Raw genomic sequence first — 22,386 nt, forward strand, 5'->3', positions numbered from 1 at the left:
CATCAATCCTTTCCCAATATAGCCATTCTTTAACGTTATCAAAACTCTTTTCTTTTTGAAAGCGATTCATTCCTATTGTGTAACGAAATGTTGGTCTTGAACGTCAAAAGGGGAAAGGGGGATTGTCATGAAGAAAAAATGGTGGATGATGATCGGAATGGGCATTCTGTTGGCACTGTTTACGGTGGGGCTACAACGGCCCGAATTCGAGGTAATGAATGAGTGGGATGAGGAACAAGTCGTGATGCAGAACAAGACATGGAATGTTATTTTTTCAGATAAAATAGATGTTTCAACGATTACATCTCATACGATTTATGTAGAAAATAGTGAAGGTGAGAAGCAGTCGATTACTCTTTCCATTGATCGTGATGGGCATTCTGTGAACGTCCAGCCCCCTGAAGATGGGTATGGTATGGCTTCTGAACCCTATACGCTTCATATAAAAGACAGAGTTCTTTCTCAAGATGGAGAGAAATTATCGAGTGGGAAAACACTTCCGTTCATCGTGAAGAAAACCTTGCCTGTAATTGGTTCCAAACAAAAATTGGAATCCTATTTTACACGTGTGATGCAAAAACAACAAAGGGACCATCCCCGTTTTCATGTTGATGAACAAGCGACTGCTGAATCCAGTGATGCAGCTGGTCAAAACAATGCAGGTCCGCAACAGTACTCAAAAACCAATAACCAAGTCAAGGGGATCGATGAACCCGATTTCATTAAGAATGACGGATCATTCATTTATCAGATTGCCGAAAACAATGTGATCATCACAAAAGCAGCTCCCGTCAATAAAATGAAAGTGATGACGACTCTTCAATATGAAGATGAACAATTCTCTCCACACGAACTACTTTTGTATAAAAACCATTTGATTGTCATCGGTCATCAATATCAGGAATTTGCTGAGGATGGACGAGAGAACGAAAGCCTCTCAAAAATCATGCCTATGAACCACTCAGTAAAAGTGAAGGTTTACAATATAAAAGATCATGGAAATGTCACCCTTGAACGTGAGGTTGAAACAGAAGGGTATTTTGTATCGGCACGTAGATCAAAAAATCATGTTTACCTCATTACACAGTACCACCCAAATTGGTTGTACTCGATGGAGAAGGAATCATCGGATAAGGATCTCCGGCCTCGTATTCGAGATACTGCAGGATCTAAAAACGCACAATTCATCGATTATGATGATATCCACTACTTCCCTCAATCGAGCGAAACGAATTACACGATGGTCACCTCTTTAAATATGGATAAGTTGAACGAGCCGATGAAAGTGGAGACATTTTTAGGTGGGGGAATGAGCCTATACATGTCACACGAGAATCTCTACATTGCCCTACCAATTTATCCTGAAATACAGGCTGATATGGCTGGACCGATTCATGTAAATACAAACATATACAAGTTGAAGATCGATGAAGGAGTTGTCACTTTTGATACGACCGTTGAGGTAGAGGGCAGAATATTGAATCAATTTTCCATGGACGAATACGAAGGGAATTTTCGAATAACAACAACAAGCGGATCAGTATGGAATGAGGAAGAACGATCAGCTAATCATCTTTTCATTTACGATGAAAACCTCCATCTATTAGGAAGCATCAAAGGGCTTGCAGAAGGAGAGAGGATCTATTCTGCACGATTTATGAAGAATCGGATTTATATTGTGACCTTCAAACAAGTTGATCCTCTATTCGTCATTGATGCAAGTGATCCGAAGAACCCAGTCGTAAAAGGAGAGCTTAAAATACCTGGTTTCAGTAATTACCTGCATCCAATCGATGAGAATTACATCATTGGATTCGGTCAAAATACAAAGCTTGTCGAGAATTCTTCTGGTGGTGAGCCACTAGTGCAAACAGCTGGTGTGAAAATCTCGATGTTCGACGTGCGTGATATGCAACACCCGAAAGAGCGTTTCACTGAAATTATCGGGGGCAGAGGAACATACTCTCCTCTGAATCATGATCATAAAGCGATGCTCTATTTGAAAGATCATCAGATAATGGCATTTCCTGTATTCATTTATAATGATGCACCACATTCTGAACCTTCTTATCATATTAACTTCCAGGGAGGACTTGTTTATCGGGTTTCACCTGGAGAAGGGTTTTCTTTGGCAGCAAAAATCAGTCATACAGACAAGGTTTCCACTGAATATCTGTGGCTGAATGAAATCAGAAGAATGGTTTATATTGAAGGGCAGCTTTATAGCATTTCGAACAGCAAAATCACCACACATGATATTACCACTTTTGAAAAGACTGGTGAAGTCGACTTGACGAAATGGATTTTGACCGATTCAAAAGGATGAATATACTATTATTTTAACAAAGTAAATGCGCACACTTCACAAATGGATGGAATATGTTTATGATAATCATATATTCTGATGCGAAAGGTCGGATTTGTGTGTCACATAAACAAGAAACAATTCCTCGTCCCCTTGTTCGAATAAACCAATGGTTCATCCTATTATCTGTTGTGATTACTTGGATTACAGGGATCAGCCTTATATTAATTCTTCCACTTCTATCCGGTGTTATGGCATTGTTGTTCAATGTAAATCCTGTCATGAAGATCGCTAAACTGTTTTTAAAAGACCCTCCAAACAAGTATGTGTTAGAAGATCGAAAACAACAACAGTTCAATCAATGGATTGCAACGATATTATTAGGGTTAGCGCTCCTCAGTGCACATTTTAATTTCCTTGCTGTCTTCTGGATAACGACCATCATGCTCGCAATGGCTACATTCATTGCTATTCTCGGCTTTTGTATCGGCTGTTACATCCGCTACAATTGGAGTCAATTCCAATATCGGAGATCTCAGAAAAATTCATTATAGTAGGAAAGAGGTTGACCAATGGTCAATCTCTTTTTTATTTTCCGTTGTACGATTTCATGTAAAATTAAGAAAACGAGTAAGAGGAGGAGAAGGATGCAGTTTGAATTCCATGAAGCTCTAGAAATCTTGAGACGCACACCTGCTGTTTTATCGTCGATGCTTGAAGGATTGCCTGATTCTTGGACCCGATGTAATGAAGGAGAAGGTACATGGGGCAGCTTTGATGTTGTCGGTCATCTAAATGATGGGGAGAGGAAGGATTGGCTTGAACGCGTTTCAATCATCCATGAACAAGGGGAAAACCTAAACTTTCGGACATTTGATCGTTTTGAGCACCTTAAACGGAACAGCAACCGGACTTTGACTGAACTCCTCGAAGAGTTCAGAGCATTACGTATGCATAACATTGAAAAACTCGAATCCCTCATTACACCTGAAACGGATCTGAAATTGAAAGGGATACACCCGGCTTTTGGAGAAGTGACCTTGCACCAGCTTCTATCCACTTGGGTTGTTCATGACTTGGATCACATCAGTCAAATTTCACGAGTAATGGCAAAACGATATCAAGAGGATGTGGGACCCTGGAAGGCGTATTTACGAATTCTATCAGAAGCTAAAAGAGACTAGTAATACATCCCGCTTTTTTCCATAAAACACCACATTTCTCACTGTTACAAAAAATTCTCTCCGAACGAATAAACATGTAAGAAAGTGTTGATTTATAAGGGTTTATCGCTGTTATTTCGGCCTCCGAAATGTAAGAATATGCAGAAAATTGTTGCAAACAAAAAATCATATACCTATAATTATATTTAAGTTAAAAATTCAGAAAAAACAAAAAAAGGGAAAAGGGGTTAGGTATCGTGTTAGAAGAAATTGTAGGTTTTCTTAATACGTATTTATGGGGTTATGTCCTTATCGCCGCATTACTTGGTTTGGGAGTGTACTTCACAGTAGCAACAAGATTCGTACAGTTCCGTTACCTTGGCGAAATGACAAGAGTACTATTTGAAAAATCAACGATTACAGATGGAAAGAGTATCTCTTCTTTCAAATCTTTCTGTATCGGAGCAGCTACACGTATCGGAACAGGTAACCTTGCAGGGGTTGCTGTAGCAATTGGACTTGGTGGTCCAGGGGCTGTATTCTGGATGTGGATCGTAGCTTTAGTAGGTGGAGCAACAAGTTTTGTAGAGAGTACACTTGCTCAGGTTTACAAAATCAAGGATAAAAAAGCATTCCGTGGAGGTCCTGCTTACTACATCGAAAAAGGCCTCGGGAAAAGATGGCTTGGAATTATTTTTGCAGTACTCATTGCTTTGACTTTCGGACTTATTTTTAACTCGGTACAAAGTAACACAATTTCAGCTGCATATGAAAACGCATTTAACATGAATGGGACTGTAGTTGGTATCGTCGTTACAGTTCTTACAGGATTGGTCATTTTCGGTGGAGTACACCGTATCGCAAATGTATCTTCTGTAGTCGTTCCGATTATGGCAGTACTTTATATCATCCTTGCGATTGTTGTACTAGTCCTGAATATTGGACAAATTCCAGCAATGTTTATGTTGATTGTGAAGAGTGCATTTGGTTTAGAACAGGCAATCGGTGGTGGAATCGGTGCCGCAATCATGAATGGTGTTAAACGTGGACTATTCTCAAACGAAGCTGGTATGGGTAGTGCACCGAACGCAGCAGCGACTGCAAGTATTTCCCACCCAGCTAAGCAAGGTTTCATCCAGACGTTAGGTGTATACCTTGATACGTTGATTGTGTGTTCTGCAACAGCCTTCATCATCTTGATGTCAGGTATTTACCAAACAGGTGATGTAGCAGGAATTCAATTACTTCAAGATTCATTAGGGGATCATGTAGGTAACGCAGCTACAATCTTCATTGCGGTAGCAATCTTCTTATTCGCTTTCAGTTCGATTATCGGAAGCTACTACTATGGTGAAACGAACATTGAATTCATCAAGGAAAGCAAACCAGCCATTTTCGTTTACCGATTAGCAACAATGGGAATGGTCATGGTCGGTGCAACGCTCCCACTTGCGTTTGTTTGGAGTCTAGCTGACTTGTTCATGGCATTAATGACCTTGATTAACTTGATTGGGATTGCCTTGCTCGGTAAAGTCGCTTTCAAAGTTCTTAAGGACTATGAAATGCAGCGTAAGGAAGGAAAAGATCCAACATTTGATCCGCAGAAGCTTGGCATTCCTAATACAGAGTGTTGGGGTGCGGATGCAGGTAAGAAGAAGGATATTGCAGGATAATCTGTATGAAGAGGCAGGCATTGAGCCTGCCTCTTTTTTGGATAAAAGACTTTTATATTAAAAACTTTAGTAAGGACCTATTAAATTTTCTTAATTTTCTGTATAATAGACTTACCAATAAAGTTTGAGAGGAAGGTTCATTTGAATACACAACCAAAGCTAACAGGAACAATCTTTCTGTCCAAACTTATAACGCAATATGCCCATCTTCATGGTCGTACAGTTGGGAAACATGCTGAAGAATATATTAAACAAATTGGAATCAAAACGGGAGAATGGATTGAATCCTTTTATAGTGGACAGGATGAAGTTTGGTCAGTGGACAGGTATGCTGAGGTCATTGTAGATTTAAAGAATTCAATCGGCGGGCACTTTCAGATCGATGAAGTACATGATGATCATGTAATTGTGAAGGCGAAAGATTGTCCATTCGGAGAAGTTGTAAAAGATGCCCCTCATCTTTGTATGATGACATCAAGTGTTTTCGGTGGAATTGCCGCACGTCGTTTTGGGTTTGGCAAAGTAAATTTGAGGAAACGAATCGCAACCGGGGACAGTGGCTGTGAGGTTGCCATTTACTTTAAGCCTACCGATGTCGAAGAAGGAATTGAGTATGCGGACATCCCTATCACTCCTACGCATGGCAATCCTTTTATATGGGAAGAGGAAACCATCATGTACCTTAATGAAGAATTGCAAAAGAGCGATGAAATGGTATTGACCTTGTTGGAGGAGCTTGAAAAAATGAAGGGTGAAGTGGACCGGCTTCGAAATCGCACGGTAAAACAATGAAGCATCAGGCTAGTCAACACGACCAATACGTGTAACACCCATTTGAGAGGTGTTTTTGTCGAACGATAAGAACTTTCGACGAAGGGGTATCAATATCCGAGAAAAACCTTCATACTGAATGATAATACAAGTCATTCTAGTGGATGATTGCCTTAGTTTTTTGTCTGACTTTGGGATTGTCTGTATTCTAGGGATGGAGGGGAGTCGTTTGGTCATAATGGTCACGGATCCTAAGAGTACTTCTATGAAGCAATGTATGAATCATATGGAGGTTCTCGGGGTTGAACCGAAGATTCGTCAGTTGGTCGCGATGTATCTGGAAATGGCCTATAAAGAAGGGGCGGACAAAGAACGACAACAGGCAATAAAAAAATGAAACCCTTTGAAATCTTTTGGATGAATTGATCCAAAGATTTTTTTTGTTCATAAAGAAATCTCCTTTGGTGAAAAATAGGATTAAAAACTAAAAACCATAGGAGTGACCATTTATGAATCTTAAAGATGGTACCGTTTATGAAATTCTGGATCCTTCTTCTCTTAATTTCAATTCAGCCCGAACACTCAGAATCACTTCGCACTTCAGAAGTGTCGTTTCTTTTTCATTAGGCGAAGAACAGGGGTATGGGTCTATGCCCGTACAACATTTAAGGTATCTGTTAAAGCGAAATTTCTTGAAAGAAGCAGCGAATTAATCAGGGTTCCCCACTTTAAACTTCTAAAAAGCGTAAGGGTTGGATAAATTCTGACAGGTTTAGTAAGCTTTATGTATCCATAAACGTTGGAGTGGTCTGAACATGTGGAATTTATACAAACCATTTATAAAATCAAAAAGACAAAATGAATTGTTTGAAAAAGCGGATCAGTTGGCGACAAGGATCAAAACGAGAGCATCGGAAACGGATCGGATAGGTAAATTTTCAAACGAGAATTTAAAAGATTTGAAAGAGATGGATTATCACTCGCTTACATTGCCTAAATCTATGGGCGGAGAAGAACTTTCATTGTATGAATTTGTACTTCTGCAACAAAAGCTTGCTGAAGGTGATCCTTCTGTGGCTCTTTCGATAGGTTGGCATCTCGGGATCATCATGGAGATTCGGGATGAACAATTATGGGAAGAGAAAACATTCGAATGGATGGGCCGAGAGATTAAGGAACATCAAAAACTTATCAATCGTGCAGCTACAGAGCCAGCAACAGGTAGTCCAACACGTGGGGGAATACCAGAAACAACAGCAACTAAAACGAAGTCTGGATATATTCTCAATGGAAGAAAATCATTTACGACCATGGCTGAAGTATTGGATTATTTCATCGTATCCGCTTTTATTCAAGAAGAAGATGATATCGGATGGTTCATCGTGGAGCGAGAACAAAATGGGGTTTCCATTAAACATACGTGGGACACCTTGGGAATGAGAGGGACTGGCAGTGATGATCTCCTATTAAAAGATGTCATTATCCCGAGTTCACGACATGTTGAGAAAAAGCAAGAAAGAAAGACAGTGCCGAAGGGTTGGCTGCTACATATCCCAGCCTGTTATTTAGGTATCGCCATCGCCGCTCGAAATGAAGCGATTCAATTTGCAAAACACTATCAGCCTAATAGCTTGAATAAACCAATCTCAGAGGTCCATCATATCCAAGATAAAATCGGGAGAATGGACTTGGAGTTGTTAAATGCTCAGTATTTCATGTATGCTGTTGCTGATAAATGGGATCAAAACCCTGAGTATAGAACAGAGCTTGGACCAGATCTTGCAGCAGTGAAAACACAGGCGACGAACGCAGCGAATAAAGTGGTCGATCTGGCGATGAGAATTGCAGGTGGGCATGGGCTTTCCAAAACAGCTGATTTTGAACGATTTTATCGAGATGTCAGGGCAGGCTTACACAATCCCCCAATGGATGATGCGGTGCTCCAAACACTTTCAAAAAGAGCCCTTGATGATTAAATACAAGAACCGGTTCATTTCAGAACCGGTTTTTATCATGATTTGAATTTTCACCTTTCGTATTGTAGAATGGACAATTGTGTATGGGTAATTCGTATGAGTTTAGCACAATCGAAGGTACAAAACCTTTCTGCAAATAAGGGGGATTCGAATGTCTACTGCACTGCGACAATCCTATTTCCAGGAAGATACACGCGATTTGGAACAACTGGAATTCCAGGTATTCCGAATGCAGGAAGATATGAAACGTATTGCAAAGAAATGGGATGTATTAGGAATTGACCAGACGAAGGAAGATAATTTAGTCATTGTCTATAAATCAGAGGAAAAGAATCGTTGTTCGATCATGTTGAATGATTGTGAGGATGCCTTTAAAGGGGTATGGGATTTCTCTCTCCAAACGTATCGCCCTGATCATGACCGAATTCATATAGGGGATATCAAGGGGCCAGAAGATAAAGGCTATGGATCGATTTGTATGAGCTACTTGAAGGATTTAGCGAGGGAAAGGAATATTCCATATATTACAGGTGATATTGCGGAGAGAGATTGGAACCATCTGGATCGCCTCATCCACTTTTATGAAAAACACAATTTCCAAGTGGAAGTCGACTACGATGCCAAGAGTGGAAAGATTATATGGAATCATAGTGACTGATTATAAGGATTGATTGATAGCTTTTGACCATTACAGGTCAAATCGTTGTCATCAATCCTTTTTTAATTTCCAATTAATTGGGTATATAAAAATAAAGTGGTTTTTGAATTGTTTATACAAGTTAGTCGTCTAATTAAGTGGAAGGTAAAAAGGGTGGTTGTAAATTTGGACAGCTTACTTAATCGATATAGGGAAAGACAATTGAATAAAGAAGAAGTCTTATCTGAACTCATGAATGAATATGGTACGCAAATCACTCGATTGGCTTATTCCTATGTTAAAGATTTAGCTAAGGCTGAGGACATTACGCAAGAGGTTTTTCTAAAATGTTATATGAAGATCGACTCATTCAAAGGGAAGTCTTCGCTTAAAACATGGCTCAATCGGATTACGATAAACAAATGTAAGGATCACCTGAAAAGTGGCTGGAAGAAGTATATCCAATTTGAGCTACCCGTTTTTAAAGAACCGAAAACTCGAACCTCTCCAGAAGACCAGATAACGAAACGAGACGAGCACGATGAACTAACCTCTTATGTATTGCAGCTGCCTATCAAATATCGAGAAGTGATAATTCTTCATTATTTCCAAGAACTCTCAACCAAAGAAATCAGCCAATTATTGAACCTGAAGGAAACATCCATCCGAACAAGATTGAGGAGAGCTCGGAACATTCTAGAAGAGTACTGGGAAAAAAGGAATGACGCATAAATGAAAAAACACCTTCGTGAGTTGAAAAAACAATCATCCTTAAACAAAATACATTTCTCTGAACAAAAGAAGCGGGAAACCTTCCAAAAGATAAAAGGAATGACACCGCGTAAAGAAAAACCATCCTTTTTGTTCAATAAATCATTAAGCTTTGCCGCATTGTCCATCTTACTGGTGCTCGTAGGTACAATCGGTTATGAATCATTAACATCCGAATCCGGTGGCAAACATGAAAACCAGCCATCTAAAAACCATATTGAACAGGAAGACGTTCAGGATGAGAAAAGAGATATTAAGTTGACTGACGATAAAGCAAAAATGATATTGAACACATTTTATGAAAAGTTTTTCCCGGAAGTTGATGAGAAACATTACGTCAAACAATACAACACGAAGGAAGAGATGATAAAGCAAATGCAAACGATAGCTTCTGAAGAGGTCACAAGCTATTGGATGGACCATTTTTATCATGAAGAAAATGGGAAACTACATCTGGAAACCTTACATGGCATGCCAAAAATCAACTTCAAACTTATGACATTAGAAAGAGTGGATGAAAAAGTCTATTCCATAGACCAGGAACAAGAAAACAATTTGAATGGTCGTTATGCAATCCATGTTACATTCGAATACATCTCAGATAAATGGATGATTACGAAGTATGATGTTGACTATCTAGAAAATTAAAAGGAGGCATTAGAAATGAAGGTTTTGTCGGTACTACTTTTTTCAATGCTGATTGTTCTAGGAGGGTGTAACCAAGAACAAGCTGGTACTGACGAGCAAAAGAACCAAGACGAAGTAAAAAATGAAGAGCGTAAAGAGAAAGAAGATCATCAATACCAAGAGTCAAAACCTGATGGATCACCTGATGTGGCCATGCTTGAGGCGGACCTTAGAGATAAATTGATTCAGGAAACAAATGAAAATGATAATGTGGAAAGATTTGATACGAAAGATGCCCTTTCTGTCTATCTTGAAGACATTCTAGTGAAATCATTGGCAGACACTTATGTGGAACGGTTCTACAAAGAGAATGGACAAGGCTTATTTTTGCAGCAAAAAGAATCCCTTGTATGGTTGGATACGAATGAATCCTATCAAACAGAAAACCTCTCAGAACGAAAATACAAGATTGTCCAAAGCTCAGAGAATGAACTGCTCGGAGAATATGAATTAACGATTACCTATATCTATGACAACGAAACGTGGAAAATCCAAGAGCGGAATCTGCAATCAGAAAAGGACGAGAAATCACAAGATAACAATGTTGCAAGGAAAGATGATTCTGAGGAATCAAATGATAAGAAAGAAACAGAGCAAAATGATAGAAATAAAGAAACGGAAAAGAAGAAACCAGTTGAAAAAAAGAATGATAACAAGGATTCAAACCAAAAGGAAGACCCACAACAAGAGAAGCAACAACAACCAACAGAACAATCTCCAAAAGTGGTAGATGACCCGGATGACCTCCTTGTTGTCGTTAACAAGAAATATCATTTACCTGAAGGATACGTTCCTCATGATCTCATTGAAGCACCTGTGCCTTTTCCATTTAAAGAGGACCTACCAAAGAAACAAATGCGCGCAGAGGCTGCAGCTGCATTAGATAAAATGTTTCAGGATGCGAACAGCCAAGGATTGAATCTTTATGCTCAATCCGGTTACCGTTCCTATGAACGACAGGAAGCCATTTTTGCGGCGAATGTTGAGCGGTACGGCAGTAAAGAAAAGGCAAACCGTGTGAGCGCAGAACCTGGAGAAAGTGAACATCAAACCGGCCTCGCCATGGATGTCACGTCACCAGCAGTTGATTACCGGCTTGTACAATCGTTCAGTCAAACGAAAGAAGGACAATGGGTTGAGAAGCACGCTAGTGATTATGGCTTCATCATCCGTTACCCTAGGGGAAAGTCGTCCATTACGGGTTATGATTTTGAACCGTGGCATTTAAGATACGTTGGTAAGGAAGCAGCCAAATACATTGATTCCCAGAACATTACACTTGAAGAGTATCTAGGTGTACAATAAGATTGGAGTAAAGGGTGATTCATAAAAGTGAATCACCCTTTATTTATCACATACACACGAAGGAAGAGAGGTGAAAAGGATGAAGGTCATAATAAGCCGAAAAGGATTCGATTCTTCATCTAGTGGTTACCCAAGTCCAATTTTGGAGGATGGCACCTTATTGTCACTCCCGATACCAGATCCTGATTCCCTTGTGTCCTACCATCACCTTACATCAAGAGAAAAAAACTATTTTGACTACATGAAATCAATTAATAACACGATCAAACTAAAGAATAATTGGAAAGAGCTCGATGAAACGATTACATGTCATCTTGACCCGGATCTTGATGCGAATACGCTTAAAAGAGAGAAGGGATGGAAAGGGGTGTTCGGACAAAGTGGAGCCGCTCAACGTCACCTTGAAAATCAAGGGGTAGAAGAGGGCGACCTATTCCTTTTCTTTGGATGGTTCCGTAATACAATCGTTAAAGGAGATCGAATCCTTTTCGATCCCCAAGATAAAAAGGGCAGACATATCATCTATGGATACTTACAAATCGGTGAAATTCATAAAGTCGATTCAGCATTTAACATACCAAAATGGATGAGTGATCACCCACATGTGACTCCCCAGAAACGTGAAAAAGAGAGAAATACCATCTATGTTGCTAGAGATTCCTTGAACTGGTGTGAAAATACACCCGGATATGGAACATTTAATTTTCATGAACGACGTGTTTTGACGAAGCAAGGAATGAACAAGTCTTGTTGGGACCTTCCTGACATCTTCAAGGACCGGTCGATCAGCTATCATAAACCCTCAAGCTGGAAGGAAGGCTATTTTCAATCAGTCGCCCGAGGACAAGAATTTGTCGTGGAATCAGATGAAAGCGTTCTCCAATGGGCGAAAGAGCTTATTCATACTTGATGATCGGTTCAACAGTTACATTTACATTACCTTTAACTGCCCTTGATATCATGCAAGATTGTTCCGCTTTTTCAATAAGCTTCAGTGCCTTCTTATACGCCTTATCCGAATCGGTTTCGTTCAATACCAGTCTCGGGCGATGAATGATTTCTTTATATGTAATTACCTGATTCGTTACATCGACAATTCCTTCCGATTCCATGGACAAAGACGTTTTTTCGATTTTACCTCGCTCTAGCATGGCTGCAAGCGTAATGATATAACAAGTCGCTGCCGCTCCAAGCAACATCTCGTCTGGATTCGTACCAACACCTGGTCCATCCATTTCGGTAGGGATTGAAACTTTCGTTTTCAAATTTGCTGTTTCAATTTCACCAATGTCATTTCTAAGTCCTGGCCATTCAGCCTTCAAAAGAAAGCGATGCTGTGCCATTATTTAACCCCCCTATTCCTATTTCTAAAGACTATTTTATGTTTATTAACCCACAAGCACAAATGTTTCATATCGGTTTTTATATGGTATACTATAAAGTAAAGTTTCACTTACTATTTGTTAGTAAAACAAGATTGGAGTGTTGGACATGAGCGATAAGAGGTCATTGAAAGGGATCCATCATGTCTCTGCTATAACAGGAGATGCAAAAAGAAATTATCAGTTTTATACAAAAATATTGGGAATGCGTCTCGTAAAGAAAACGATCAATCAAGACGATCCTTCCGTCTATCACCTTTTCTATGCTGATGAAAGAGGCAATCCCGGTACAGACCTCACCTTTTTTGAAATTCCGATGGCTGGCCAGACATATTACGGTACAAGCAGCATTTCAACTTCTTCCTTAAGAGTTCCATCTGATGCAGCGATAAACTATTGGAAGAAACGGTTTATCGAATTTGAAGTAGATCATGATGAAATCAGTCATGTAAATGGAAGATTGGCTTTACCTTTCAGGGACTTTGAAGGTCAACGCCTCATGTTTGTTTCAGATGAAACCAACACAGGTGTAAAAGGTGGGAAGCCCTGGGAAAAGAGTCCTGTTCCAGAAGAGTTTGGGATCGTCGGGCTTGGCCCCGTATTCATTACCATACCAAAACTAGAAAAAACCGAACAAATACTATTGAATGTTCTTGGTTTCAATAAAAAGAACAGCTATGATACACAAAATCGGAATGTTGACGTATATGAGACCGGAGAGGGCGGTACAGGAGCAGAGGTACATCTAATGGAAAGAACGGACCTCCCTCCAGAGAGACCGGGACGTGGGAGCGTCCACCATGTTGCCTTCCGTGTAGAGAATGAAGAGGAACTTCATAAGTGGGTCGATTATATTAAAGAATTAAGGATTCCTAATTCAGGCTTTGTTGAACGGTATTATTTCAAATCCTTGTACTTCAGGGAACCGAATGGCGTTCTATTTGAACTGGCAACCGATGGACCTGGTTTTGAAGGGGATGAACCTTTTGAAACATTAGGAGAGAGCCTGGCACTACCACCTTATTTTGAGAAAGACCGAAAAGAAATTGAGGAAAAGTTGAAACCACTCGATACGAAAGAATAACGAGGAGGAAATTATTTGGAACACATCTATATTGCAGGTAAAGAGAAGCATGGCCCAACCTTACTGCTTTTACATGGTACTGGCGGTAATGAAAAGGATTTGTTACCTCTAGCCGATATAATTGCTCCCAAAGCTTCTGTACTCGGAGTGAGAGGGAATGTGAGTGAAAATGGCATGCCCCGGTTCTTCAAACGAATTCGTGAAGGTGTTTTTGATGAAGAAGACCTGAAGTTCCGGACCGAGGAGCTATACAATTTTATCGGAGAAATGTCAGAACGATACGAGTTTGACCGTGATCAGCTGATCGCGATCGGTTATTCGAACGGTGCAAATATTGCGGGGAGCCTTTTGTATCACTATGAAGATGCGTTGAAAGGCGCCATTCTCTTTCATGCAATGGTACCATTAAAGGGTGTAACATTACCTCCATTAAAAGAAACCCCGGTTTTCATTGGTGCAGGTGAAAATGATCCACTTATTCCAATGAATGAAACAAAAGAACTGGCAGAAGTGTTAAAAGGAGCAGGAGGTAAAGTGGAAGAGTTTTGGACGAATAGTGGACACCAATTGACGAGAGAAGAGGTTGAGAAAGCAAGGGAATGGTACGAAAAGAATTTTCATTAGGAGGATGAGAAATCATCCTCCTTTTATGTATTCTATCTTACAGTAATCTAACGTAATCGATGATTTACTAGAACAAGATAGGATTAAAGGAGGTGGAGAAATGAATACGATCCATCATGGCTTTTGGACCTATTTCTTTTTCCGTAAACAAAAACACCTCGTAAAATACTATGTCTTCGGAAGTATATTACCGGATATCATCTACTACATCATGTTCCTGTATATGGCCATTCGCTACCCCTTAGAAGAAGATACCTTTGATTTACATAGCATTGTCCATCAGATGTTCGATCACCCGATCGTCATCGTTTTGAGACAGCTCGGACATTCCATCATTGTTTGGATCGTATTGATGATCATTACCATCATGCTGTCGAAATGGAAGCTCTCTCCCTGGAAGGCTGTTCTGTATGGTTGGTTTGGGCATATCATCATCGATTTGTTCACACATGTTCGTGATGCTGTTCCAATCCTTTATCCATTAAATGAATACATCGTTCGAGGACCGATTTCATATTGGGATCCGGATTTCTATGGGAGGGAGTTCAGTATCATCCATTCCGTTTTCTTCGTAGCAGCTATCTTTTATTTGATTGTTGAACGGGTGAAGATCAAAAAATCGAAGAAAAGGAAGGAGATCTGATAAACTATTGAAAAGGAGGTCATATCATATGTCTGCTAGGATTGAAGTAATTGACTATGAACAAGCTGAAGGTAAAATGAAAGAATTGTATGATCGTTTCAATGGTCGCATGGCAAACATCCTTCGGGTCCAGTCTTTGAATCCGAAATCTTTGGAAGCACACTTGGATTATTATCGCGTCATCATGTTTGGGAAATCACCATTACCTAGACGCCTGCGTGAAATGATTGCAACAGTCGTCTCTACAACCAATGAATGTTTCTATTGAATGGAACATCATGGGGCGGCGCTCCATCTGCTTGTGAAAGATGAACGATTTGTTCAGCAAATGAAAGAGGATTATCGGGATGCCGATCTTTCTAAGAAAGAACGAGCAATCTTGGATTATGCAGTGAAATTAACTGAAAAACCATCCAGCGTTGTGGATGAAGATGTACATACATTGCGGCAGCTTGGTTGTACAGATCAAGAAATTCTTGATATTTGTCAGATTACTTCGTACTTTAACTTTGTAAACCGAATGGCTGAAGGACTTGGCGTTGAGTTGGAGAAGTAATATCAACTTGGAAAGGGTTGACGATAATACGTCAACCCTTCAGTAGTTTACGGGCTTCGAATAACCTTTGAAACGTCGTGAACAATTCAATGGCAAGGAAGATAAGGGTGAGCACGGTCAAGTATTTAGAGAATAGGATCATTACCGATAAAAGGATGAACCCCTCCGTTCGTTCGGCTAAGCCAGCTTGGTAATAAAAAGACTTGACCCCATTTTTCTCAGATAGTGCACCAACTGTCAGAAATACCGTCATGGCAAAGATAATCGACACACTAAGCAATAGCAGTGCCCACATCGATTCCTGAAAACGGAAGGCCAAACCTAGGATTACACTGATTTCAACAAGGCGGTCAAACGTAATATCTAATAAGGTTCCCCAGGATGATGGTTTTGTCTTACGAGCCATTGTTCCGTCAACGGCATCCAAGAAACCGGATAGCCAAAGAATGACGACGGCGAGCACGGGATGCCCGAAATACACCAATAAACCTGTTGATACCCCAACGAAAAAGCCTAAATAGGTCACCTGATTTGCACTTAGACCTTTGTTTAAAAAAAGATCAGCTGTTTTTTCAATCAAGGGCTGCACATATTTCCTTGCATGAGTATCTAGCATAATTCAACCACCTTTAATAATAGAACTTGACGTATCGTACTAAGTGTAACCATATTTGGGCAGAGTTACAGTAATGCACCTTACATCGACATTGTAAGATTACTTACATAAATATCTGCAGATAACTATTATACTTACATTAGACGAGTTTGAAAAATCAAATAGGAGTTGGAGGTTCAGAAGACAAATGAAGTTTAAACTTACAGCATTCATCATTCTTTTATCAATGGGTCTGGCTGCTTGTAATTCCAGCAGTAGTAATGGTGAAGGACAAACCTCGGAAGTACTCGATAAAGAGTGGAACCAAATAGAAAAAGAAGCCGAAGGTTCGACAGTCAACCTTTTCATGTGGGGCGGGGATAATGGCATCAACCGTTATATTGATGACTGGGTAGCCCCAAGGCTGAAAGAAGAATATGGTGTTACGTTGAAAAGACGTCCTATGGACACAAATGAATTCATCCAAAAGCTTCAAACCGAAAAGAAGGCAGGTAAAGCTGAAGGTACGATTGACATCATATGGATCAATGGGGAGAATTTCAAAAACGCAAAAGAGAATGGGTTATTGATTGGCTCATTCGCATCAAAGCTTCCGAATAACAAGAAATACATCGACCCGAATAAAAATTTCACAAAATCAGATATGGGTACGGAAATCGAGGGCATGGAAGCACCTTGGGGAAATGTACAGTTCGTCATGTGGTATGATGCGGCAAAGGTTGAAAATCCACCGAAAAACACAGAAGAATTAAAAGCATTCGCAGAAAAAAATCCTGGCAAATTCACTTATCCTAACCCAAAAGACTTCACTGGAAATGCATTCCTTAGACACGTTTTATACGAAAAAACCGGGAAGGACAAGATGCTTAACGAAAAAGGAGATCCCTCTTGGCTTGATGCAAAGGATGACGCATTCTGGGACTATCTAAAGGAAATTTCACCGAATTTATGGAGAAAAGGAAAGACCTATCCGGAATCGTTGACTCAGTTAGACCAACTGTATAGTAAAGGAGAAGTGTGGTTCACGTTCGGTTTCAATGAAGCCCGAGGTGAAGGCTTGATTAAGGATGGGGTTTTCCCTGAGACGACGAAATCGTATGTATTGGATGTGGGGTCAATCGGCAACACCCATTACTTGAGTATACCATTCAACAGTCCAAATCCTGCTGGTGCTATGGTTGCCATCAATTTCATGGAATCACCTGATGCACAATTGGCTAAAATGGATCCTTCCATGTGGGGCGAAGGAATGGTCCTGGATACTGAAAGATTACCTGATGATCTTCAATCCGATTTACAAGCTCTTGACCGTGGAAAGGCGGTCCTTTCAACCAATGAGCTAGAAGAAGCTTATTTACCTGAATTGAATTCTACGTATATTGATTGGATCAAGGAGCATTGGCTGAATGAAGTTGTTAAGAAATAAAAAGGTGCGTCCTTACTTGCACATTGCACCAGCATTTCTAATGATTGCTGGACTGCTTGGATATGGAGTAATCAATGGAATTTTGGAAAGCCTGCAAATGGACCTTTCATGGTCGAATGAAGCATATCGATTCCTGTTCGTGGAAAGTACATTTTGGACGTCGCTTTGGTATACCTTTTATATTACGCTCATTTCAACTCTGATCGCTTTGATGATCGGTTTTGGTATCACACATTTTCTTTTCCCCTATCTTGTTAAGGACCGGTGGAAAGCAATCATTTGGGTACCGATGCTTTTCCCACACTTCGCAGCAGGTTATTTGATTGTCCTTTTATTTTCAGATAGCGGCTGGATATCAGGGCTGTCTTATAAGGCTGGTTTCATTTCAGGACTTGAGGAATTCCCAAACCTGGTAAACGACTCGATGGGAATCGGCATCATCTTAACGTATGTATGGAAGGAGATCCCCTTCGTCGTCCTGATGCTGTTACCCGTCTATGTCCAGATGGATAGCAGATTGAAAGACGTCGTTCGTACGTTAGGGGGGAAGAAACGGAATGAATTTTTAACAGCACAGTGGCCATTTCTTTGGCCGACGATTATCGAAATTGCGATCATCTTGTTTGCGTTCATCTTTGCGGCGTTCGAAGTCCCATATTTGTTAGGTGTAACGTTCCCTCAGATGACACCCGTGTTAGCTTTTGAATGGTTTTTCGAAGGGAACTGGGAACAAAGACCACTCGCGTTTGCAGCAATGGTCGTTGTGACACTCATCATCATTTCGTTTACCATTCTCATCTATTCAACCACTCAAAAATACCGACACCGTTTGATGAGAGGAAGTTAACCATGCTTAGGAATCTATTGAAAAAATCGTTGATGGTTTCCGCAGTTATCCTGACAGTAGGACCTGTTATACTCGTTATGCTGCAAAGTATATCATTCCGATGGAAATGGCCTGACATCATTCCTCAACAATTTGGGTTAAGAGCATGGCAAGGCGTATTTCGTGATCCGAATCTTTTACAAGCATTAACCTATTCGATGATCATTACTGGTGCGGTCGTCATGTTGACGATGATCATCAGTATGCCAGCTGCTAGAGCACTCGCTTTTGAACAATTTAAAGGGAAAACCGTCATTGAGACGGTCCTTATGCTCCCATTATTAATCCCTTTGCTATTCATTGTGATGGGCATACATTTAACGATGATTCGACTCAATCTCGCAGACACGATTATCGGTGTTGTCATTGTTCATTTATTACCTGCGGTTCCTTATGCAATTCGAATCTTGCGAACAGGTTATGAACGTATCGGAACACGTTGGTACGAACAAGCGACCGTATTGGGCGCGAGCCGGTTCAAACAATTTTGGACGATCACTGTACCGATGTTGATGCCGAGTATACGAAGTGCGATTGTACTCACAGTCGTCATCACACTCAGCCAGTATGCTTTGACCGCAATAATTGGAGGAGGTATCATCACAACACTACCGATGATTTATTACCCTTATTTCAACAGCGCTGACCAATCGATCATGGCTGCTTTCACCTTATTGTTTGCTGTGTTGCCAATCCTGTTTTGGTTTGGAATCGAATTGGTTTGCAAAAGCATAACAACGATGATCAGACAACCTTGATGGAAAGGATATCGGATTTATGAAGAATTTCATTGAATTGCAAAACATTACAAAAAGATATAGCGACCAAAAGATCGTCTTGAACGATATCTCTCTATCGATAAAAAAGGGTGAAATCTTAAGTGTAGTAGGACCTTCCGGATGTGGAAAATCGACATTGCTCAGGTGTATTGCTGGTCTTGAGGATCATGAGGGCACTATTAAAATGGAAAATACTGAACGGTCAGCACATGGTACGGAACAACGAACAATCGTCCTTATGTTTCAGGATTCACTCCTTTTTCCACACATGAATGTATTGGAAAACGTAACGTACGGATTAAAAATGAAAAAAATACCAAAAAAGGCACGTATTCGATGTGCTCTTGAAATGCTTGAAAAAGTGGAAATGGAAGATCATCTTAAGAAGTTCCCTTATGAACTATCCGGGGGCCAGCAGCAACGTGTCGCATTAGCCAGAGCTCTTGTCACAAAACCTGATTTACTTCTATTGGATGAACCATTCAGTAGTCTAGATCAGTCCCTTCGTCTTGAGTTAAGGCAGTACGTGAGAAACGTTCTCTTGGAAGAAGGGGTAACTGCTCTTTTCATCACTCATGATATTGAAGAGGCGTCATTCATGGGCAATCGTTTGGCAGTGATGGGAAAAGGCAGCATTCAACAAATCGGTGACCCTATCAATCTTTCTTTAAAACCTGTTAACTCGTTTGTTGCGCGATTCTTTTCAGATGGTCTATTAGTTGAAAATGGATTCATCCCAACACGTGCATTAAGCGTCAAGCCTTCAATAACCGGCAAATCGGAGTTTCAACTAGAAGGGGTAGTTAAGAATTCAAGCCTGGAATATGGGCAAACAATCTATCATATCTACATCCCTAAGATAAATCAGATGATAAGCCTCCCTTCAACGAATTATCATTTCTCAAAGGGAGATCCAATTTTGTTGAATTATACGGAGGAAAGCATTCATTACTTTAATGAACTAACAACGGAAGGGGGAGAGAAGGACAATGAAAACCTTGCTTAACAACAAATGGGTAAAATGGACATTGATTTCTGCTTTTATTCTTTTTGCCATCTGGTTCAGTACCACTCAATTGGATTTGAATGCTAATGAAATTCGAGATTGGATCATCGGTTTCGGCGTTTTTGCGCCGCTCATCTATATGATTTTATATACCGTCCGGCCATTGATTTTCTTTCCTGCTTCAGTCCTATCTATCACTGGTGGACTGGCATTCGGTCCGTTGTTCGGTACGATTTACACGGTACTCGGAGCCACAGCAGGGGCGATATTATCCTTCATCGTCGCTCGGAAACTCGGAAAAAATATTGCGAATAAAGAATGGAAAGGGAAAGGACGGGCGATCCAGTCTCAACTAGAGAAAAATGGATTTTTCTACGTTCTCTTGTTCAGGTTCATCCCTTTGTTCAACTTCGATTTGATTAGCTATACCGCCGGAGTTTCAAAGGTCCGTTTCAGAGACTTCTTTCTGGGAACATTAATAGGGATTATTCCTGGTACGTTCGCTTACAACTTTCTCGGTAGTAGTTTGGTGTCAGGAGACCCGAAAATCATCCTCTTTGCCGTCATCGTGTTCGCAGCATTATCCTTGATTCCGATGTGGGTCAGGAACAAATGGGTGAAGAGACAAGAAGTCAAGGAAGGAGTGCTTGATGATGAGACCATATGATTTGATTGTTATTGGAGGAGGTGCTGGAGGACTGACCGTCGCAGCAGGTGCAGCGAGCCTCGGAGCTCAGGTTGCTCTGATTGAAAAGAATGAGCTGCTCGGTGGAGATTGCCTCCATTATGGCTGTGTACCTTCAAAAGCACTCATCAAAAGCGCAAAAGAAGTCTATACCGCTCAAAAGGCAGCGGAAGAATTCGGTTTAAAAATAAATGGTCAACCAGATATAACAGTCGCAATGGAACGAGTCAAGGCAGCAATTTCAGGTCTTCAGCATCATGACAGCCATGAACGGTTCGAATCGTTAGGTGTGGATATCTTTTCGGAACGTACAGGCCGTTTCGTTAATCCCGAACAGCTTAAATTGGATAATGGGAAGATTTTAAAAGGAAAACGGTTCGTTATTGCTACTGGATCCAGACCTTTCATCCCACCGATCGAGGGGATTGAAGAAGTCGATTACCTCACGAACGAAACGATATTCAACTTGAAAGAATTGCCAAAACGGCTCGTTGTCATCGGAGGTGGCGCCATAGGACTCGAAATGGCTCAATCCCTTGCACGATTCGGATCGGACGTTACGGTTGTCGAAACATCCGAAACTTTATTCGGGCGTGAAGACGAAGAAATGATTCCAATCATCACGAACGAACTCCAAAAAGAGCTTCATTTCACCTTCAATTCGATGGCGAAAAGTGTACGTATGACGGAAAATGGGACAAAGCTCCTTACCATTGAAAAAGAAGGGAATACCTTCGATCTCGAAGCGGACGACATACTAATTGCAACTGGTCGAAAACCAAATACAGACAACCTTGGACTTGAAGAGATCGGAGTCAAACTTGATAAAGGCCACGTCGTCGTAAATGACCACTTGCAGACCACAGTTCCGAATATTTTTGCAGTAGGGGATACCAATGGGAAATACCCCTTCACCCATGCGGCAGGAATGGAGGGTAAACTAGTTGTACGGAATGCCCTGATCGGATTTAAGGGGAAGATCAATTATGATAACCTTCCTTGGGTCACGTATACCGATCCAGAGGTTTATCATCTTGGAATGACGGAAAAAGAAGCCATGGACAAGTACGGGGATTCAATAAAAGTTTTTAAAGTGGAAAATAAAGAGGTCGATCGCTTCGCTACTGACAGGGATGAAGTTGGTCTAGTGAAAGTCATTACGACTCAAAAAGGGGAAATACTTGGCGCCCATGCGGTAGGACGGAATGCCGGTGATTGGATGCAAGAGATTGTATTTGCAAAGACTCAAGGGCATAAAATCGGAGACCTTTCAAATGTCATCCATCCGTATCCGACACACGGTGCAATACTAGAAAATACAGCAAACCAGTATTGGAGAGAGAAACTGTTTGAAGGTGTCCTACCAAAGGTAACAGAGAAGTATATACAGTATTTCAGATAAAAGAAGGTG

Annotated in this window: 25 protein-coding genes; 23 read left to right on the forward strand and 2 right to left on the reverse strand. The window is 40.6% G+C overall.

What is annotated here, in order from left to right; translation table 11 throughout:
* Positions 1–127: 127 nt before the first annotated feature.
* The 13 genes from V1497_RS09865 to V1497_RS09925 all read left to right on the forward strand — a co-directional run bounded on the left by V1497_RS09865 (position 128) and on the right by V1497_RS09925 (position 12,198).
* Positions 128–2,326 carry a beta-propeller domain-containing protein gene (locus V1497_RS09865; RefSeq protein WP_349407392.1) on the forward strand — a complete coding sequence of 733 codons (2,199 nt, stop codon included), beginning with the start codon at positions 128–130 and terminating at the stop codon, positions 2,324–2,326.
* A 98-nt stretch (positions 2,327–2,424) separates the two neighbouring features.
* Positions 2,425–2,859 (forward strand): DUF4395 domain-containing protein, encoded by a 435-nt coding sequence (locus tag V1497_RS09870; RefSeq protein ID WP_349407393.1) that lies wholly within the window; start codon positions 2,425–2,427, stop codon positions 2,857–2,859.
* 93 nt (positions 2,860–2,952) lie between these two features.
* On the forward strand, positions 2,953–3,489 hold the full coding sequence (locus tag V1497_RS09875) for a DinB family protein (protein ID WP_349407394.1): 537 nt from the start codon (positions 2,953–2,955) through the stop codon (positions 3,487–3,489).
* A gap of 236 nt (positions 3,490–3,725) precedes the next feature.
* Positions 3,726–5,141 (forward strand): sodium:alanine symporter family protein, encoded by a 1,416-nt coding sequence (locus V1497_RS09880; protein ID WP_349407395.1) that lies wholly within the window; start codon positions 3,726–3,728, stop codon positions 5,139–5,141.
* Between the two features lie 141 nt (positions 5,142–5,282).
* Positions 5,283–5,933, forward strand: a complete 651-nt coding sequence (locus V1497_RS09885; RefSeq protein ID WP_349407396.1) for a methanogen output domain 1-containing protein — start codon at positions 5,283–5,285, stop codon at positions 5,931–5,933.
* Positions 5,934–6,141: 208 nt separating this feature from the next.
* On the forward strand, positions 6,142–6,309 hold the full coding sequence (locus V1497_RS09890; RefSeq protein WP_349407397.1) for a hypothetical protein: 168 nt from the start codon (positions 6,142–6,144) through the stop codon (positions 6,307–6,309).
* 112 nt (positions 6,310–6,421) lie between these two features.
* On the forward strand, positions 6,422–6,625 hold the full coding sequence (locus V1497_RS09895; protein ID WP_349407398.1) for a hypothetical protein: 204 nt from the start codon (positions 6,422–6,424) through the stop codon (positions 6,623–6,625).
* Positions 6,626–6,727: 102 nt separating this feature from the next.
* The gene (locus V1497_RS09900) at positions 6,728–7,888 is read left to right on the forward strand and encodes an acyl-CoA dehydrogenase family protein (RefSeq protein WP_349407399.1); all 1,161 of its coding nucleotides are present in this window, start codon (positions 6,728–6,730) and stop codon (positions 7,886–7,888) included.
* 151 nt (positions 7,889–8,039) lie between these two features.
* On the forward strand, positions 8,040–8,546 hold the full coding sequence (locus tag V1497_RS09905) for a hypothetical protein (RefSeq protein WP_349407400.1): 507 nt from the start codon (positions 8,040–8,042) through the stop codon (positions 8,544–8,546).
* 165 nt (positions 8,547–8,711) lie between these two features.
* Positions 8,712–9,257 (forward strand): sigma-70 family RNA polymerase sigma factor, encoded by a 546-nt coding sequence (locus V1497_RS09910; RefSeq protein ID WP_349407401.1) that lies wholly within the window; start codon positions 8,712–8,714, stop codon positions 9,255–9,257.
* Positions 9,258–9,944, forward strand: a complete 687-nt coding sequence (locus V1497_RS09915; RefSeq protein ID WP_349407402.1) for a hypothetical protein — start codon at positions 9,258–9,260, stop codon at positions 9,942–9,944.
* A 15-nt stretch (positions 9,945–9,959) separates the two neighbouring features.
* Positions 9,960–11,288, forward strand: a complete 1,329-nt coding sequence (locus V1497_RS09920) for a D-alanyl-D-alanine carboxypeptidase family protein (RefSeq protein WP_349407403.1) — start codon at positions 9,960–9,962, stop codon at positions 11,286–11,288.
* 79 nt (positions 11,289–11,367) lie between these two features.
* Positions 11,368–12,198 (forward strand): hypothetical protein, encoded by an 831-nt coding sequence (locus V1497_RS09925; protein ID WP_349407404.1) that lies wholly within the window; start codon positions 11,368–11,370, stop codon positions 12,196–12,198.
* Here the strand turns inward: V1497_RS09925 and V1497_RS09930 are convergent.
* Positions 12,185–12,631 (reverse strand): OsmC family protein, encoded by a 447-nt coding sequence (locus V1497_RS09930; RefSeq protein WP_349407405.1) that lies wholly within the window; start codon positions 12,629–12,631, stop codon positions 12,185–12,187. The genes V1497_RS09925 and V1497_RS09930 overlap by 14 nt on opposite strands.
* A 148-nt stretch (positions 12,632–12,779) precedes the next feature.
* Between V1497_RS09930 and V1497_RS09935 the strand changes: the two genes are divergently transcribed.
* The 4 genes from V1497_RS09935 (at position 12,780) to V1497_RS09950 (ending at position 15,577) form a co-directional block, all read left to right on the forward strand.
* Entirely contained in the window at positions 12,780–13,754 is a 975-nt protein-coding gene (locus V1497_RS09935; RefSeq protein WP_349407406.1) for a ring-cleaving dioxygenase, read from the forward strand.
* A 15-nt stretch (positions 13,755–13,769) separates the two neighbouring features.
* Positions 13,770–14,378, forward strand: a complete 609-nt coding sequence (locus V1497_RS09940) for an alpha/beta hydrolase (protein ID WP_349407407.1) — start codon at positions 13,770–13,772, stop codon at positions 14,376–14,378.
* A 100-nt stretch (positions 14,379–14,478) separates the two neighbouring features.
* Positions 14,479–15,021 (forward strand): metal-dependent hydrolase, encoded by a 543-nt coding sequence (locus V1497_RS09945; protein WP_349407408.1) that lies wholly within the window; start codon positions 14,479–14,481, stop codon positions 15,019–15,021.
* Positions 15,022–15,049: 28 nt separating this feature from the next.
* On the forward strand, positions 15,050–15,577 hold the full coding sequence (locus V1497_RS09950) for a peroxidase-related enzyme (RefSeq protein WP_349407409.1): 528 nt from the start codon (positions 15,050–15,052) through the stop codon (positions 15,575–15,577).
* Between the two features lie 31 nt (positions 15,578–15,608).
* On the opposite strand, the gene V1497_RS09955 is transcribed toward V1497_RS09950, so the two are convergent.
* Entirely contained in the window at positions 15,609–16,193 is a 585-nt protein-coding gene (locus V1497_RS09955; protein WP_349407410.1) for a CDP-alcohol phosphatidyltransferase family protein, read from the reverse strand.
* A gap of 187 nt (positions 16,194–16,380) precedes the next feature.
* On the opposite strand from V1497_RS09955, the gene V1497_RS09960 reads away from it, so the two are divergent.
* Genes V1497_RS09960 through V1497_RS09985 form a run of 6 tightly spaced genes read left to right on the forward strand, consistent with a single transcriptional unit; the run spans position 16,381 to position 22,377 of the window.
* A complete protein-coding gene (locus tag V1497_RS09960; RefSeq protein WP_349407411.1) occupies positions 16,381–17,619 on the forward strand; it encodes an ABC transporter substrate-binding protein in 1,239 nt (412 codons plus the stop codon).
* On the forward strand, positions 17,600–18,466 hold the full coding sequence (locus tag V1497_RS09965; RefSeq protein WP_349407412.1) for an ABC transporter permease: 867 nt from the start codon (positions 17,600–17,602) through the stop codon (positions 18,464–18,466). Before V1497_RS09960 ends, V1497_RS09965 begins: the two co-directional genes overlap by 20 nt.
* 2 nt (positions 18,467–18,468) lie before the next feature.
* Positions 18,469–19,263, forward strand: coding sequence for an ABC transporter permease (locus tag V1497_RS09970; RefSeq protein ID WP_349407413.1), 795 nt, complete (start codon positions 18,469–18,471; stop codon positions 19,261–19,263).
* Positions 19,264–19,282: 19 nt separating this feature from the next.
* Positions 19,283–20,290, forward strand: a complete 1,008-nt coding sequence (locus V1497_RS09975) for an ABC transporter ATP-binding protein (protein WP_349407414.1) — start codon at positions 19,283–19,285, stop codon at positions 20,288–20,290.
* Positions 20,274–20,957, forward strand: coding sequence for a TVP38/TMEM64 family protein (locus V1497_RS09980; RefSeq protein ID WP_349407415.1), 684 nt, complete (start codon positions 20,274–20,276; stop codon positions 20,955–20,957). Before V1497_RS09975 ends, V1497_RS09980 begins: the two co-directional genes overlap by 17 nt.
* Positions 20,941–22,377 carry a dihydrolipoyl dehydrogenase family protein gene (locus V1497_RS09985; RefSeq protein WP_349407416.1) on the forward strand — a complete coding sequence of 479 codons (1,437 nt, stop codon included), beginning with the start codon at positions 20,941–20,943 and terminating at the stop codon, positions 22,375–22,377. The genes V1497_RS09980 and V1497_RS09985 overlap by 17 nt, the downstream gene beginning before the upstream one ends.
* Positions 22,378–22,386: the final 9 nt, after the last annotated feature.

The organism is Pseudalkalibacillus sp. SCS-8, assembly GCF_040126055.1.
GTDB classification, from domain to species: Bacteria; Bacillota; Bacilli; order Bacillales; family Fictibacillaceae; genus Pseudalkalibacillus; species Pseudalkalibacillus nanhaiensis.

Bases quoted from the DNA above. Each gene is read 5' to 3' on its own strand.
- V1497_RS09915 (WP_349407402.1), top strand. From the start codon at position 9,258: ATGAAAAAACACCTTCGTGAGTTGAAAAAACAATCATCCTTAAACAAA.
- V1497_RS09985 (WP_349407416.1), top strand. From the start codon at position 20,941: ATGATGAGACCATATGATTTGATTGTTATTGGAGGAGGTGCTGGAGGA.
- V1497_RS09865 (WP_349407392.1), top strand. From the start codon at position 128: ATGAAGAAAAAATGGTGGATGATGATCGGAATGGGCATTCTGTTGGCA.
- V1497_RS09970 (WP_349407413.1), top strand. From the start codon at position 18,469: ATGCTTAGGAATCTATTGAAAAAATCGTTGATGGTTTCCGCAGTTATC.
- V1497_RS09875 (WP_349407394.1), top strand. From the start codon at position 2,953: ATGCAGTTTGAATTCCATGAAGCTCTAGAAATCTTGAGACGCACACCT.
- V1497_RS09960 (WP_349407411.1), top strand. From the start codon at position 16,381: ATGAAGTTTAAACTTACAGCATTCATCATTCTTTTATCAATGGGTCTG.
- V1497_RS09905 (WP_349407400.1), top strand. From the start codon at position 8,040: ATGTCTACTGCACTGCGACAATCCTATTTCCAGGAAGATACACGCGAT.
- V1497_RS09965 (WP_349407412.1), top strand. From the start codon at position 17,600: ATGAAGTTGTTAAGAAATAAAAAGGTGCGTCCTTACTTGCACATTGCA.
- V1497_RS09895 (WP_349407398.1), top strand. From the start codon at position 6,422: ATGAATCTTAAAGATGGTACCGTTTATGAAATTCTGGATCCTTCTTCT.
- V1497_RS09925 (WP_349407404.1), top strand. From the start codon at position 11,368: ATGAAGGTCATAATAAGCCGAAAAGGATTCGATTCTTCATCTAGTGGT.
- V1497_RS09930 (WP_349407405.1), bottom strand. From the start codon at position 12,631: ATGGCACAGCATCGCTTTCTTTTGAAGGCTGAATGGCCAGGACTTAGA.
- V1497_RS09975 (WP_349407414.1), top strand. From the start codon at position 19,283: ATGAAGAATTTCATTGAATTGCAAAACATTACAAAAAGATATAGCGAC.
- V1497_RS09900 (WP_349407399.1), top strand. From the start codon at position 6,728: ATGTGGAATTTATACAAACCATTTATAAAATCAAAAAGACAAAATGAA.
- V1497_RS09945 (WP_349407408.1), top strand. From the start codon at position 14,479: ATGAATACGATCCATCATGGCTTTTGGACCTATTTCTTTTTCCGTAAA.
- V1497_RS09980 (WP_349407415.1), top strand. From the start codon at position 20,274: ATGAAAACCTTGCTTAACAACAAATGGGTAAAATGGACATTGATTTCT.
- V1497_RS09955 (WP_349407410.1), bottom strand. From the start codon at position 16,193: ATGCTAGATACTCATGCAAGGAAATATGTGCAGCCCTTGATTGAAAAA.
- V1497_RS09920 (WP_349407403.1), top strand. From the start codon at position 9,960: ATGAAGGTTTTGTCGGTACTACTTTTTTCAATGCTGATTGTTCTAGGA.
- V1497_RS09935 (WP_349407406.1), top strand. From the start codon at position 12,780: ATGAGCGATAAGAGGTCATTGAAAGGGATCCATCATGTCTCTGCTATA.